The sequence below is a fragment of the Denitrobaculum tricleocarpae genome (genome assembly GCF_007004665.1).
In the GTDB taxonomy this organism is placed as follows: Bacteria; Pseudomonadota; Alphaproteobacteria; order Kiloniellales; family Kiloniellaceae; genus Denitrobaculum; species Denitrobaculum tricleocarpae.
In genome coordinates this window covers 272,089-286,271 of the sequence record NZ_ML660053.1, presented here as the reverse complement: position 1 = coordinate 286,271, position 14,183 = coordinate 272,089, and the positions used below count along the sequence as shown (strand labels likewise).

14 protein-coding genes are annotated in these 14,183 nt (G+C 59.6%); 6 read left to right on the top strand and 8 right to left on the bottom strand.

The genetic code is table 11. The annotated features are described in order from the left end of the window. Nucleotides 1-22: 22 nt before the first annotated feature. On the bottom strand, nt 23-859 hold the full coding sequence (locus FKG95_RS06185) for an alpha/beta hydrolase (protein ID WP_142895457.1): 837 nt from the start codon (nt 857-859) through the stop codon (nt 23-25). Nucleotides 860-1,110: 251 nt separating this feature from the next. On the opposite strand from FKG95_RS06185, the gene FKG95_RS06180 reads away from it, so the two are divergent. The 4 genes from FKG95_RS06180 to FKG95_RS06165 all read left to right on the top strand — a co-directional run bounded on the left by FKG95_RS06180 (nt 1,111) and on the right by FKG95_RS06165 (nt 5,073). Beyond that, nucleotides 1,111-3,354, top strand: a complete 2,244-nt coding sequence (locus FKG95_RS06180) for an ATP-binding protein (protein WP_142895456.1) — start codon at nt 1,111-1,113, stop codon at nt 3,352-3,354. Beyond that, the gene (locus FKG95_RS06175; protein ID WP_142895455.1) at nt 3,355-4,074 is read left to right on the top strand and encodes a response regulator; all 720 of its coding nucleotides are present in this window, start codon (nt 3,355-3,357) and stop codon (nt 4,072-4,074) included. A gap of 391 nt (nt 4,075-4,465) precedes the next feature. After that, complete coding sequence (locus tag FKG95_RS06170) at nt 4,466-4,642, top strand: DUF3012 domain-containing protein (RefSeq protein ID WP_142895454.1); 177 nt, start codon at nt 4,466-4,468, stop codon at nt 4,640-4,642. 173 nt (nt 4,643-4,815) lie between these two features. Then, nucleotides 4,816-5,073 (top strand): GlsB/YeaQ/YmgE family stress response membrane protein, encoded by a 258-nt coding sequence (locus FKG95_RS06165; RefSeq protein ID WP_218940088.1) that lies wholly within the window; start codon nt 4,816-4,818, stop codon nt 5,071-5,073. A 215-nt stretch (nt 5,074-5,288) separates the two neighbouring features. Here FKG95_RS06165 and FKG95_RS06160 read toward each other — a convergent pair whose 3' ends face one another. Continuing rightward, nucleotides 5,289-6,032, bottom strand: coding sequence for a sulfite exporter TauE/SafE family protein (locus tag FKG95_RS06160; protein WP_142895453.1), 744 nt, complete (start codon nt 6,030-6,032; stop codon nt 5,289-5,291). Between the two features lie 224 nt (nt 6,033-6,256). Between FKG95_RS06160 and FKG95_RS06155 the strand changes: the two genes are divergently transcribed. Further along, nucleotides 6,257-6,691, top strand: a complete 435-nt coding sequence (locus tag FKG95_RS06155) for a hypothetical protein (protein ID WP_142895452.1) — start codon at nt 6,257-6,259, stop codon at nt 6,689-6,691. Nucleotides 6,692-6,911: 220 nt separating this feature from the next. Here FKG95_RS06155 and FKG95_RS29890 read toward each other — a convergent pair whose 3' ends face one another. The 5 genes from FKG95_RS29890 to FKG95_RS06130 all read right to left on the bottom strand — a co-directional run bounded on the left by FKG95_RS29890 (nt 6,912) and on the right by FKG95_RS06130 (nt 11,437). Beyond that, entirely contained in the window at nt 6,912-7,271 is a 360-nt protein-coding gene (locus tag FKG95_RS29890) for an SEC-C metal-binding domain-containing protein (protein ID WP_246116726.1), read from the bottom strand. 103 nt (nt 7,272-7,374) lie between these two features. Further along, nucleotides 7,375-7,902 (bottom strand): redoxin domain-containing protein, encoded by a 528-nt coding sequence (locus tag FKG95_RS06145; protein WP_142895451.1) that lies wholly within the window; start codon nt 7,900-7,902, stop codon nt 7,375-7,377. Between the two features lie 131 nt (nt 7,903-8,033). Next, a complete protein-coding gene (locus FKG95_RS06140) occupies nt 8,034-9,545 on the bottom strand; it encodes a tripartite tricarboxylate transporter permease (protein ID WP_142895450.1) in 1,512 nt (503 codons plus the stop codon). Between the two features lie 2 nt (nt 9,546-9,547). Next, nucleotides 9,548-10,306 (bottom strand): hypothetical protein, encoded by a 759-nt coding sequence (locus tag FKG95_RS06135; RefSeq protein ID WP_142895449.1) that lies wholly within the window; start codon nt 10,304-10,306, stop codon nt 9,548-9,550. A gap of 123 nt (nt 10,307-10,429) precedes the next feature. Beyond that, nucleotides 10,430-11,437, bottom strand: a complete 1,008-nt coding sequence (locus FKG95_RS06130) for a Bug family tripartite tricarboxylate transporter substrate binding protein (RefSeq protein WP_142895448.1) — start codon at nt 11,435-11,437, stop codon at nt 10,430-10,432. A 497-nt stretch (nt 11,438-11,934) separates the two neighbouring features. Here FKG95_RS06130 and FKG95_RS06125 point away from each other — a divergent pair, with 497 nt between their 5' ends. Then, nucleotides 11,935-12,639: a GntR family transcriptional regulator gene (locus FKG95_RS06125; RefSeq protein WP_142895447.1), complete on the top strand. Its 705-nt coding sequence runs from the start codon at nt 11,935-11,937 to the stop codon at nt 12,637-12,639. Nucleotides 12,640-12,671: 32 nt separating this feature from the next. Here the strand turns inward: FKG95_RS06125 and hydA are convergent, their stop codons facing one another. Beyond that, nucleotides 12,672-14,135: a dihydropyrimidinase gene (hydA, locus tag FKG95_RS06120; protein ID WP_142895446.1), complete on the bottom strand. Its 1,464-nt coding sequence runs from the start codon at nt 14,133-14,135 to the stop codon at nt 12,672-12,674. Between the last annotated feature and the right edge of the window lie 48 nt (nt 14,136-14,183).

The window sequence follows — 14,183 nt, the reverse complement described above, 5'->3', positions numbered from 1 at the left end:
TGCTTGTCGGTTGATGCGCTTTTCAGGCGGCGTGCGATTGCGGCCAGGCGAAGTGCTCCGCACTGCGCTCAATGCGCGCGATATGCTGCTTGATACGGGGATTGACCCAGTCAGGTGCATGGATTGGCGCCATATGGCCCAGCCCCGGCAGCATCACCAGCTCGGCATCCGGAATCTGGCCGAAGATCAGAGTCGCCGTGCGTTGCGCGATCTCCGGAGACTCCATGCCCATGAGTATCTGCGTCGGCAGTTCCAATCCGCCGAGATCCTCGAGCCGCCAGTCTTCGCTGAAGCAGCTGTCGAAGTCGGCAAGCACAGCGGCGGTTGCCGAGATAAGCCGGTCACGCAGGGTTTCGGGCATCCGGTCCCAGGCGCCGTCACCGTTCCAGAAGTCGATAAAGGGCTTGAGACCGGGGCCGTCGCGTCCATCCGAACCAACGGCGCGCAGGCTTTCCTCGACCTGCTTGAGGCCCGCGAGCAGTCCGGCATCCTCCGCCCCCCTGCCCCTCAGGATGTGAAAGGCGACGGGCTCATAGAGCGTCAGACTCTTGACAAGATCGGGCCGCATCAGAGCGATCTTCAGCGCGACGCCGCCGCCGAAGGAATGACCGACCAGGTGGACGGCCTGCCCGATCTTCAGGATTTCCTGCAGGATCGGTTCGGCAACGGTTGCCATCCCCTTGAAGGCGCGGCAGCGTGTGAAGTCCGGGCCATATCCCGGCAGGTTGAAGGTGAAAACGTCATGCCGGTCGCGAAGGTCCGAAACCAGGCCGCTCCACTGTCTTCGGTCTGATGCCGAAGAGTGCAGAGCGACGATCGGAGCCGGGTCGGTTTGGTGTGTGTTGCAGGTAAAGAGCATCGGGCTTGCCTTGTTGCGTTCGTCGATGACCTCTATTTGCGCCCTGCATGTTTCAGCCGATTGTCACGCCGCCCGATATCGCGTTTCAGTTGTTTCCAGCATCGTAAAAATGAGATAATGATAAAGAATATATTTTTTTCAATAAGTTAGGTCGTTTTCATCAAGGCGCGGCGCCTCATTTCTGAAACAATTGAAACATTGGAACGCTGACAGGAAAACGAACTGAAACATCGGTGAGCTAGGGTTTCAGCATGGAGAGTGGGGCAGATAACAGAAAAGACAGCGAAGACGACATCCGCCGCGCCCGCGATTTGCTGCAGGATGCGATTGAGTCTCTCAGCGAGGGTTTCGCGCTCTACGACGATGACCGGCGGCTGGTCATGTGCAACCAGCGTTACAAGGAGATGAACGCCGCGGTCGCCGACATGCTGGAACCCGGGCTCGACTGGGAGATCCTGATGCGCGAGACGGCGCGCCGGGGGGTGTACTCGGACGCGGTCGGCCGGGAGGATGCCTGGGTACAGGCCCGGCTGCAGACCACGCACGACTATGTCGATGAATACGAACTGACGCATACGGACGGGACCTGCTACCTCGTCTCGACTCACCCGACGAAACTCGGCGGCTTCGTCGTCACCCGGACCGATGTCACGGAACGCAAGAAAGCCGAATTCATCGAGCGCGAGGGCGATCTGCTGGTCCGGACCGTCCTGGACGCGAGCGCCGCGATCGTCATCATGGCGCGCACCGGCGACGGTCAGATTCTCTACCGCTCGCCCGCCGCACTTGAGCTTTTCGGAAACACCAGGTCCGCCAAGGAGCATTACGCGAATATCGATGAACGAGCCGACTTCATCACACAGATGCTTGCCGATGGACAGGTCGACAATTACCGGCTGAATGTCGTTGCAAAGGGCGTGGTCTTTCCCGCCTCCATCTCCGCGCGTTTCGCGGAGTTCCGCGGCGAGGAAGTGATCGTGACCAGCGTTACCGACCTCACCGAGGAGGTCAAATCCCAGGAACTGGTCAAGCAGGTCCTGGAGGCCAGCCCGGTTCCGATCCAGATGACCAAGGCCGAGACCGGAGAGCTGCTTTTCACCAGTCTGGAGACAGCCAAGGAAACGGGAGAGGTTCGCAGTTACCGCTCCTTCTTCACGGATCCGGACGCACGCCCCAGATTTTTACAGGCGCTTCGGGAGAAGGGCTGGCTGAACGACTACCGGACCGAATTCGTCGACCAGAAAGGCAAGGTCTTTCCCGGTGCCGTCTCCGCGCGGCTGATCACCTTTAACGGCGAGGAGGTCATCGTCTCCAGCACCCGCGATCTCACCGATGAGTTGGCGCTTCAGGAAGAAGTCTCCAGACAGCGGGACATGCTGTTCCAGAACGAGAAGATGTCGGCACTGGGCGAACTGCTGGCCGGCGTGGCGCATGAACTCAACAATCCGCTCTCCATCGTAGTGGGGCACTCCCTGATGCTGCGGGAGGAGACCAATGACGCGGATATCCTGCGCCGGATCGACAAGATCAGTAATGCCGCCGAGCGCAGCGCCAAGATCGTGAAGACCTTCCTGGCCATGGCACGGCAGCAGCCGACCAAGATGGAGCCGGTGAACATTTACGCTGTGCTCGCCACCGCGATCGACGTCGCGGGCTTCGGGCAACAACAGGACGGCGTCGAGATCCTCTCGCAGCTGCCGGACGACCTGCCGGAGATCCTCGCCGATGCGGACCAGATCACCCAGGTGGTCATCAACCTGATTATCAATGCGGGACAGGCAATCAGCACATCGGGGATCGGCGACCGTGTCGAGGTTTCTTCGACTGTCGAGAGTTCCGGTAACTTCCTTGAGATCGTAATCGCGGACAACGGACCGGGCATCCCCGAGAACATCAGGGCGCGTATTTTTGAACCCTTCTTTACGACCAAGAGCGTCGGCGACGGCACGGGGATCGGCCTCGCCTTTTGCCATCGCATTATCCACTCCCACGGCGGACAGATCCGGCTCGACCCGCAGGGCGGACAGGGCAGCCGCTTTTCCATCAGGCTGCCGCTCGCGAAGGATCAGGACGACGCAGCGCAGAAAGAAGTCCTCCAGCGGGATGAGACCGCCGCGAAGAGAGTCCTGGTGGTCGACGACGAGGCCGACGTAGCGGAATTTGTCGCGGAGGTTCTGGCAAACGAGGGTTTCGGAGTCACCATTGCCAACTCCGGGCATGAGGCCATTACCTGTTTGAAGCACCGTCGCTACGACGTCCTTCTCAGTGACCTCAACATGCCCGAGATTGACGGACGCGGCCTCTACAATGCACTGGAGACGGATTTCCCCTATTTGCTCAGGCGTTGCGCCTTCATCACAGGGGATACGATGGGAAAGGCGTCTCAAGCGCTTTTAAAGGAACTCGACCGGCCCTTCCTGGAAAAGCCGGTCTCGCCGGACGAGCTGCGCAAACTCGTTTTCGGCATTCTGGGCGATGTGAAAGAAGACAGGTAAATGGACGACAAGACGACACGGATTCTGGTGTGCGACGACGAACAGGACGTTCGCGAAATGCTCCAGGAGTACCTCGGCAAGCGCGGGTTTGCCGTTACGACCGCGGGCGATGCGCAGGAGCTTCGCTCTTTGCTGACCCGCGACGGTATCGACCTGATCATCCTGGACATCAACATGCCAGGCGAAGACGGCCTGGCGGCGCTCAGGTCCCTGCGCGTCGACAGCCAGATTCCGGTGATCATGCTGACCGCCGCAGGAGAAGTCGTCGACCGCATTATCGGCCTGGAGATGGGCGCGGACGACTATCTGGGCAAACCGGTCGATCTGCGCGAACTGGAAGCCCGCATAAAGGCCGTTCTGCGGCGCAGAGGCCAGGGGAGTGTAAAGCAGGAAAGCCCGGCGAAAATCGACACGGCGCAATTCGGAGATTACCTCCTGGATATCGAGGCCGCGAAGATGACCGCGGGCGACGGCAGCGAACTGCCCTTGACGGCCATGGAATTCAATCTGCTGAAAGCCTTCGCCCGGAACAAAGGCCGGGTGCTGAATCGTGACCAGATTTTGGAGCAAGCCCATGACCGGTCATGGGACCCCTTTGACAGAAGCATCGATATCCGGATTTCCCGCCTGCGGCGCAAGATCGAGAAGAACCCGGAAAAGCCAACCATCATCCGCACGGTGCGGGGTCTGGGATATGTATACGATCCGGAACACTCCTAGCCGGATCTGAAGTATCTCAGGCCTGGAGTTTGGCGGGCCTGACGTCTCTCAGGTGCGCCGGCCATCCGGCTTCCGGACAGTGGCGACTGGGATCGATGACACCCAATTCCCACAGGGATGACGCTGAGATGATGCTGAAATGGGGCGGAATTCTGGCTTTCGAATCGCCTCATCCTGATCCGTCCGCAGCAAGCCGTTGCAAGGCACTACGTGTTATTACGAACAGGCAGTGGCGCGGCGTTGAACTATCCTAAGTTTACGATACCGGAGCAGATATTCTTACCTCTGGTGGCATTAGCTCTGAGATTGATTCATCCAGCGCAGGTAACTGAAAAAAAGATCGACAATTTTTGAACCAAAAAGACTCGCTCGACGACACACGAGGAACACGATGAAAAGAACGAACCGCCTGACCCTTGCCGCTGTTCTGATTGCCGGCGCTTTAACCGCTGCCTGCTCACCGGAAGTCGGTAGCGAAGAATGGTGCGCAGACATGAAGGATAAACCCAAGGGCGACTGGACAGCGAACGAGGCAACGGACTTCGCCAAACACTGCATTCTGGGTTGAGCAAGCGCAATAACGCGGACACGGGTCGTCGCGTTCAGTGAGCCAGGACAGAAGAAATCGGCATCAGGATGATCAGAGTAAAAATTCAAATCTTGCGGGGATGACGCGCGGCACACGGCCCCACGGGCGACCTCGGGATAAAAGCAAAACCTATTCACACGGAGACAAGAATTATGATGGGTGAACTCATTGGTTCAATTATTATCGGCGGCATTGCGGGCTTTGCCGCGGAGAAACTCATGAAGTCGGAGATGGGCCTGATCGCCAACATCTTGCTTGGCATTGCAGGCGGTCTGGCCGCAGGCTTCATCCTGCCCCTCCTGGGCGTCGGCATTTTCGGCTTGATTCCCAAGCTCCTGGCCGCGACGGCGGGTGCCTGTCTGCTGATCTTCCTGGCCCGGCTGGTGAAGAGCAAGAAAGCTTCTTCCTAAACCCTCTCCGGGCTCTATACGGCCGGCCTTGCCCCAGCTCGCAAGGCTGGCCGTTTCGCATCAGCCCTTAGAGCGCGTCATGTTTTAACGGAAACACTCTGTGTTTTCGCTAAAACATGTGAACCCGCTCTACATCTTATAATAAGAGCAGATTCACCGGTACGACGGATCGCCGAAGGCGATTCCATCTAAACCGGATCTGATCTAGCGCCCGCCTACCAGACCGCATCGGCAATGATGTAGAGGCCGAGCAACAGCAGCGCGATGAAGAAGACGCGGCGGAAGAGCTTTTCGGAGAGCCGGCGCCGCAAGCGCTGCCCCAGGACCATCCCGATGAGCGCCGGCACGACCGCGACCGCCGAGATACCGCCGAGCTCGGCGGTCAGCAGCCCGTTGCCTTTGAGCGAGATCGCAAGCGCCAGGGTGGAGACGGTGAAGAGCATCCCCATGGACTGGATCAGCATGTCTCGGGACAGACCGATGGCCTGCAGAAAAATCACCCCCGGTACCACAAAGGACCCGGTCATTCCGGTCAGCACACCATTCACACCCCCGAGCAAAGGTCCGGCCCAGGCCTCCTGGCGCCGCGGCATGGAAAAGCGTGCGCCGCTCATGCCCAACACGGCATAGACAACCAGCAGAAGACCCAGCAGCGCCGAGAGCAGCTCCAGATTGACGCGGGTCAGGGCCGCCGCCCCCAGCCAGACCGTCACCGACGCCATCACCAGAAAGAGCCAGATCCGCTTGAGAATGCGCAGGGCATTGCCACCCGTGACGGCCTGCCAGACATTGGTCACGAACGAGGGCACGACTAGCAGAGCCATCGCCTGCGGCAGACCCAGCGACGCCGTCAGCAGCGCCAGCGAAACGGAGGGCAATCCCATTCCGATCACACCTTTCACGGTTCCGGCCAGCAGAAAGGTCAGCGCGATGAAAATGAGGGAAAAGAGATCAGGCATGGCGCATGCTAACGTGAAACGCGACCAGCACCAGAAAAAGCTCACGGAGAGATCAAAAAAAACCGGGAGATTTGCCACCGGCCTCACGAATGATCGACATCAAGGCAGGAGAGCTGAAAACGCGTGATACTCAATCTTGGGGGAGCCTGCCAGCGGGGGGCATGTCAGCCGCGCGCACCAGCGTGTGTGCCGGTAACGCCTTGTCGTCATGTCAGGAGAGTTCGATGTTTGAAAAACCCTCTCTCATTACACGAATCGCCATCGGTAAGACAGTCGGTTTCATTATCGGTCTTGCCGGATTTTTCATGCTCCCAAGTCTCGTACCCGATGGCGCCCCGCTGCTGCGCTGGGGCTTCCTGCTCTGGTACACCACGTTAGGGGCGATTATCGGTATCTTCGGTGTCTTCACCTGGCATCCGATCCTGAAGCTGCCCATGCCCTGGTGGTTCCGTGCACCCTTCATGGGCGCCTGGATGAACTTTGTTCTGACTTTCTTCGCGTACGATACCCTGGCGCAGGTATTTACGGCTGCCTTCGGAGCTGGGAGCCTGTTCACCTCGCCTTTCTGGTTCACCTTGCAAGGCGCCATCGCGGGCCTGATCATCGGTTTCGCCGCTACCCGATTCGGTGGTGAAGGCCGGGATACGGTTCCGGTTTAGGGTAAGGACGGTCTCTGCGGCCCAGACAAGACGGCCATTCTCTTGTGGCACGGTCGTGTGTCGTCTGATCAACCGACCTTCCCGGGTCCGCTCAGCGGGAAGGGCGGCGCGCTTTCGGAATGAACCCGCATTGAAAGCAGGCTTGAAAGTTCCCAACGCCGGTCCAGCGTTCCTTTTAGATTCCGCGCGGAGCTAGTCACGCCAGTAATCGTCACGCGCGCTACCCTGATAGCGGCGGCTCGTAAGGCAGCAGCGCTTGAAATCTCAATCCTGACCCACAGGGGCAAGGATCGTTGCGACCGAGTTTTTCGAGGAGTTCTTTGCCATCGCCGACAGTACGATAGCCGCGTTTGACATGCGTTTCGGAGGGGAATCCCTTCCGGCGCTTGCTCATGGCCTCAAAAGTTGAAGCCTTGCGTTTTATTGAAGCGTGACATGATGCACCTCCTGGCCAGCCAAGGCCCGCATAGACGGCAAAGGCGCACGCCATGGCCACTGCCGTCGTCCCAAACAAAAACATCCCCGACGGGATGCGAAGATACTCAAAAAACACGATTTGAAAACTGTATCCAGAGAGCATCAAGGGCGTAACAGTCTCTGACAGCGCCCACAAGTCATAAGAGCGCAAGCGTCCTTGATTTGGACAGTCGCGCTCTTACAGATTCAGTCGGAAAGACGAGGCTTTATGCGGCGTCGACCATCCCGCGTGCGGGCCGCTCGTTCTTGATATTGAAGATCATGCCGTCCAGGAGCTCCGCAAGTTCCGGGCGCGCCGCGGGACCGTTGGAGATGGCGACGATCTGATTGGTGCCGTCCGGACGAACGCAGAAAATGCCGGGCTCGGCAAAGCGGCGGTCGGTCTCGGATGGCGAAAGCGGGTCGGAGATGTAGAGACCGAGTTCGCCCATCTGCGCTTCGGTCAGGCCGTAACCGACGTCAAAGCTCCAGCCGAATTCCGCTATGTCCGCCTTGGCTTTTTCTTCGGTATCCGCCGAGACCACAACAATTTCAAAGCCAGCGGCCTCCCACTCGCCCTTCATCTTCTCCAGAATGCCGAGGTACTTTTTGCAGCGTCCGCAATGCTTACCGCGATAGACCACGAACAGCGTCCAGGCATCCCGCGGGCCACCAATGCTCAGGCTGCCGCCGCCGACCTTGGGAAATGTGAGGGCGGGAATTGCGCCGCCTGCGATGGGCTTCGTGGATGCCATGTCTGTCGTGCCTTTCAGAAGGGAAATACCGGGTCAGAAGGAAAAATACCGGGCGGCATTAATCTGCAAGCGAAAGTAAATGTCAACGCACGCTCGCGCGAGCGGAGCCCCTGGGCGCGGGCTTGGGGGCGCTATGAGGTGCCGGGTTTCAGCCGTGCGCCAAGACGTTTGATGGCCGGAATCTGGCTCAAAACCAGCGCCACATTCAGCAGTAGGAGGATCGCCGCGCCGGGCCGGGAGACGAAAACCGAGAGGTCGCCGTCGGAAATCAGCAGGGAACGCCGGAAAGTCTCATCGAAGAGACCACCCAGAATGACGCCGATGACCAGCGGCGCGATGGGATAGTGCATCCGGTTCATCGCGTAGGCGACGAAGCCGACCCCGATCATCAGGAAGAGGTCGTTGATGCCGCCGCCGACCGAGAAGGAGCCGATCGTGGTCAGAACCATGACCACAGGCAGGAACACGGTCTGCGGAATCCTGAGCACCATGATAAAGACCCGGGCGGTAAAGAGGCCCATCAGCAGCATGGTCAGGGACGCCAGCACAAGAATAGCCACCACATGCAGGATCAGCGCCGGGTCGATGGTCGGTCCGGGAATGACGTTGTTGATCTTAAGTGCGCCCAACAGCGCCGCAGCAGGCGGCGAGCCGGGAATACCCAGAACCAGAAGCGGGATCAGCGCGCCGCCGATGGCCGCGTTGTTCGCGGCTTCGGCACTGATCAGGCCGTCCTTTGAACCCTGACCGAACTTGTCTCCCTCTTTCGAGGCGGCTTTACCGACGCCGTAGGACACCCAACCGGCGACATCCTCACCGACGCCGGGCAGCGCCCCGACCCCGGTGCCGATCCCGCCGGAGCGCAGAATGCTGGGCATGCGCCGGACCACTTCGCCGATTTCCGGAACGATGCGTCCGATCTTGGGTGTCTTGCCAACCATGACCGCGTGCCGCGCGCCCTCCATGATCTGCGGAATGGCGAAGGCGCCCATCAGAACCGGGACCACCTGAAAACCGGAGAGAAGGTAGGACCATTCAAAGACGTAGCGTTCTTCCGACAGCAAGGGGTCGAGACCGACCATGGCCATAGCCAGTCCGATCAGCCCCGAGATCCAGCCTTTGATGACCAGGTCCTTGGACATCAGGGTGCCGGAAAGAACGATACCGAAGAGCGCGAGCAGCGCTTTCTCCGGGGAGGCAATGTTCTTCGAGACCGCAAGCAGAACCCACACGAAGACGAGCAGGCAAAAGGTGCCGAAGAGCGTGCCGATAAAGGAAGCGGTTGTGGTGAGCCCCAGCGCCTGCCCGCCCTTGCCCTGTTTGGTCAGGGGGTAACCGTCCATCGCCGTTGCGGCAGAAGCCGCCGTGCCGGGAATGTTGAGCAGGATGGAAGGATAGGAACCGCCGTAGATCGCACCCACGTACGCGCCAATCAGGGCAATTAGCGCCTGGTCGAGGGGAAACTTGTTGCCGAAGAAGCCGGTGAGAATAGTGACCGCGAGTGTCGCGGTGAGGCCGGGCAAAGCGCCGAAGACAATCCCCAGAAAAACCGAAGGGATCAGGTAAAAATAGGTGACCGGGTCCAGCACCAGGGCGAAAAGCGAGGTGGAAAAACCCGAGAGTTGCGTGAGGACGAAGTCCATTGTTACTTCCCCTGGAACAACGGCTTCACCGTTACGTAGTAGTGGTACTCAATCTGCTTGAAGACAAGGCCCGTGCGGTTCGGCACGTTCTGCCGGAAGCCGAAGGCCATCGCCAATACCAGGATCAGGGGACAGATGATTGCGACGGCCGGTGTAATGCGCACCACCGTCCTGCCCTCCCGGTCGCGCCGCGCATGCCAGAACATGACGGCGGTCAGGACGACAAAAGCGGCGAGCGTCACCCAGTCGTCATCCAGCGGTTTCGACCACTGATCCCGGCCGAAATGCATGACCGAGGCATAAAGAGCAGGCAGCGCGATCGCGATGCTGCTGATCAGCATGGCGGTCCGCGAACCGCCGTGAAAACCCCAGATCAGGCAGGTGATCATCAGCGCGGAACTGACGATGAAGTCGACCCGCGGGACCAGACCGAAGATGTAGCAAAAGAGAATGACGGCAATGGCCGACAGACGTCTGAGCTCGTCCATGTCGAGGCCGACACCGACAGCACTCAAGGCGCGCGCGGCCCCACCCTCGCGGATGGCAATGGACAGGAGCACCAAGGAGAGCAGGAAGAGCGAACCGAAAATCCCAAAGGGCACCAGCGCCGCCGAGTTATACCACTCGGCTGAGTCGACCCCGGCTGCTTTACTGTTGAGAAAGGGAATATCCGTGGTCCGGATCAGGAAAAAGATGCTGACCGCCAGGAGCACGAGCGCGGTCCAGAAGTCGCGCGCACGGAGAACCGCTTTATCGTCCATTACTCTTGCTTTCGAACGCGATCTGCAGGCCGATACCGGCCTGTGATGCTTCCGGATGGAAGGGGATCACAGACCGGACACCGGCCTGCATTTCTCTATCGAGACGTCGTCGCTAAAGACGGCTTACGGCTTCGGAATACCCAACTTGGCAGGGTCGACTTTCGCCGCTTTCAGGTCCCAAAGTGTCCAGGCAAAGGTGCTCTCCAGCTTGGAGAAGATCGCCGAAGCTTCCGCACCGGACTGACCCGAGACATCGTAGTTGTTGGCCTTGGCCCACTCGGCAACGACGTCAGACGCGATGGCCTTATCGAAAGCCGCCGTCAGCTTGGCCTTCACATCATCCGATGCCGAGGCATGGACGGCAAAGCCAATGGCCTGCTTCAGGGGAAGGTACTTGTCCAATCCGTCGTACATCGAAAAAGCCGACGGAATTTCCTTACCTTCAAAGGTCGCGGCATCCGGCGTCAGCATCGCGAGCGGCTTGAGCTGACCGCCCTTGATCAGCGGCGCCTGCTCGGCGAGCGAGGTCACCACCAGGGCAACTTCACCGGCAATCGCAGCTTCCTGACCCGGTGCGGAGCCTTTGTAAGGCACGAACTTGAACTTGCTGCCCGAGCCGTTTTCGATCGCCAGCAGGTTCAGGTGATGGATAGAGCCGGAGCCCGAAGCCGCGGCAGGGATGGTGCCCGGCGCGGCCTTGGCGGCATCGACCAGTTCCTGAAGCGTGTTGTAAGGAGAATTGGCGGGAACCGAAATCAGGTCCGGAGAACCGCCGACAATAAAGGGATGCCAGAATTCGAATTTCTTGTCCCAGCCGCCCTGTACAGCGGCCGTAACGTTAGATTCAGACAGGCCCACCAGGGTGTAGCCGTCGTCCGGCTGATTCATGACGTAGACCATGCCGTTGGAACCGGCAACGCCGCCGGTCTGGTTGGTCACGCTGATGCCGACCGGCAGATGCTTCTCCATCTCGGCCATAATCATGCGGTTGATGGAATCCGTACCTCCACCGGCACCCCATACAACGGCGGTCGTAATGTCACGGAAGGGGTATTCCTGGGCCTGAACGGCCGAGCCCATGGCCATCAGGACGGCGGCCGCCGTGCCCAGCTTTAAAAATGTGCGTCTCATGTTTTCCTCCGAGTAAGCAGGTATTTTTTGTATAATTTAATGTATGCATTGATGTATTTATTGTCAAACGCGTTAAATCAAGCTACTAAGTGATGCAATGGCACGGAAGTTGCCAACTGAACCTGCAAGGAATGCTTTCAGGGGAGATAGCCTGCGAGAGAGCACCGTGCCATTAACCGTGTGATTAACTGTGCGGTCAGTGGATTAGATCCAAAACCCGGCTCTTCCACAGAACAGATCCTTTTCGTGACCAGCCGCGAAACGGACTGGTTTTCAACAGGCATCATCGGAAATTTCCGCCTTTTTCCGGGCGGGATACCTGCGGAAAAGGACCGGGACGTGCCGCAGTATCGCGGAAAATCTTGCAGACTTTCGCTGGCGGGCGCATCGTTGACGCGCAATCGGCAGAAAAGTGAACCGGCAGTTGCAGAAGTAAGGTTGAAGCCGGAGGGACCGCAGAGGCAACGGCCAAAAGAAGCCGGAAGATTGGGGACGGAATGAGTATCGAAACAGACATTGGGCCCGGTCTGGGACGCGACGCGCGGGGCAAGTCGAGCACCCAGGTCGCCATTGAAATCATCAAGAAACTCATTCTTGAGAACAAACTCCCGGCGGGCTCAAGCCACCTGGAAAGCGAGCTCGCCAAGCGCCTGGGCATGTCGCGCACGCCGATCCGCGAGGCCACTCTGATCCTGGAAGCGCAGGGCCTGCTGGAGGTCAAACCGCGGCGCGGTGTCAAAATTCTCGCCCTCTCCACAGAAGACATGACCGAGATTTATCAGATCCTCACCGAACTCGAGGGGCTGTCCGCCGAACTGGCCGCGAAGAAAGACCTGACGGACGAGGACTTCGCGACCGCGGAGCATGCCATCGCCAATATGGATAAGGCGCTGGAACTGGACGAGCGCGAGGCCTGGGCCATCGCCGACGAAGTCTTTCACAACGAGCTGATCCGCCTGGGCGGAAACTCGCGCATCGCAAGCATCGTCGAGATGTATAACGATCAGGTCCGCCGGGTCCGGTCTCTGACTCTCTATCTCAGGCCCAGCCCGACCAAGTCGAACGACGATCATCGCAACGTGCTGCGGGCGATCCGCGCACGCGACCCGGAGCGCGCCCGATCACTCCACACCGCGCACCGGGTGCAGGCCGGGAAGATCCTGACCGAGCTGTTGCAGAAGTTCGGTTTTCACCACGTCTGAAGTGAAACCGGCATCTTCCTATAGAATCGGCGTTATAGAATTTGGGCCCCGAAGTTCCGGGCCGGATCAGTCTCGGGCGCGAGCTGCCCGAGCGGCGCCGCGAACTCAGAGCTTTCGCGCGCCAGGAACTCCCCGGACCCCGGCTCGACCTGCAGAGTATTCTCGCTGACGACGATGCGCCCCCGGTTGACCACGGTCGTGGGCCAGCCGGTGATCTTCTTGCCTTCATAGGGGGTGTAACCCGCGAGATCGTGCAAGTCCGCATAGCGCACCGTGCGTTCCAGATCCGGATCCCAGATGGCCAGGTCCGCGTCGGCGCCGATGGCAATGGTCCCCTTGCGTGGAAAGAGGCCGTAGAGCCGGGCGACGTTAGTCGAGGTGACCTCCACGAACTTGTGGATATCGATCCGGCCCTTGCGAACACCTTCGGAGAACAGCAGGGGCATGCGCAGCTCGATCCCCGGGACACCGTTGGCGATCTTCGGGAAAGGCGGGTTCGGGCCGGCGCTGAGTTTGCCCTTCTCATCGAAGCTGTAGGGTGAATGGTCGGAGGAGAAAACCTGGAAGGTCCCGTTCTGCAGGCCGCGCCAGACGGCTTCCTGCGCCTGGACATCGCGCGGCGGCGGGCTGCAGCAGAACTTCGCGCCTTCCATGCCCTGCTTGTCCAGATCTTCGACAGTCAGGAAGAGATACTGCGGGCAGGTCTCGCCATAAATCTTGAGGCCCTGGTCCTGTGCCTTGCGGATTTCGGAAGTCGCTTCTTCAGAAGAGACATGCACGATTAGCAGCGGCGTATCGACCAGTTGGGCCAGCGCAATGGCCCGGTGGGTCGCTTCGCTCTCGCCCAGGCGGCTGTGGCTGACCGCGTGATACTTGGGTTCGACGTTATTCCTGTCGACCAGCTTCTCGGTCAGCCAGCGGATCATCTCGTGATTTTCCGCATGCACCATGACCAGCGCCCCTTCCCGCCGGGCAGTGGAAAGCACCTCCAGCATCTGCCGGTCGTCGAGGCGCAGCGCATCGTAGGTCATGTAGACCTTGAAGGAGGTAAAGCCGTCCTTGATCAGCGCGGGCAGTTCCTGCCCGAGCACTTCGGGGGTCGGGTCTGAGACGATCAGGTGGTAGGCGTAGTCGATGACGGATTTGGGCGCGGCGCAGGCGTGGTAGTCCTCCACGGTCTTGCGCAGGGAATCGCCCCGGTGCTGCGCGGCAAAGGGGATCACCGTCGTGTTACCGCCGAAGGCCGCGGAGATGGTCGCGCTCTTGAAGTCATCGGAGGTCATCAGGCCGGAGGAGGATTTTTGCTCGATATGGCAATGCCCCTCTATGCCGCCAGGCAAAACAAGCTTGCCCGCCGCATCGATGTCCCTCGCGGCAGGACCGAGCTGCTTGGCGAGGGCGACGATCTCGCCGTCCTTGATGCCGACATCGCAGGTCATCTTCGAGGCGGCCGTCACCACGGTTCCGCCACGCACGGCCAGATCGAATTCAGTCATTCCCACTTTCTCCGTCTCTTGAAGTCGCTCGTGTCACTAAAAGATAGT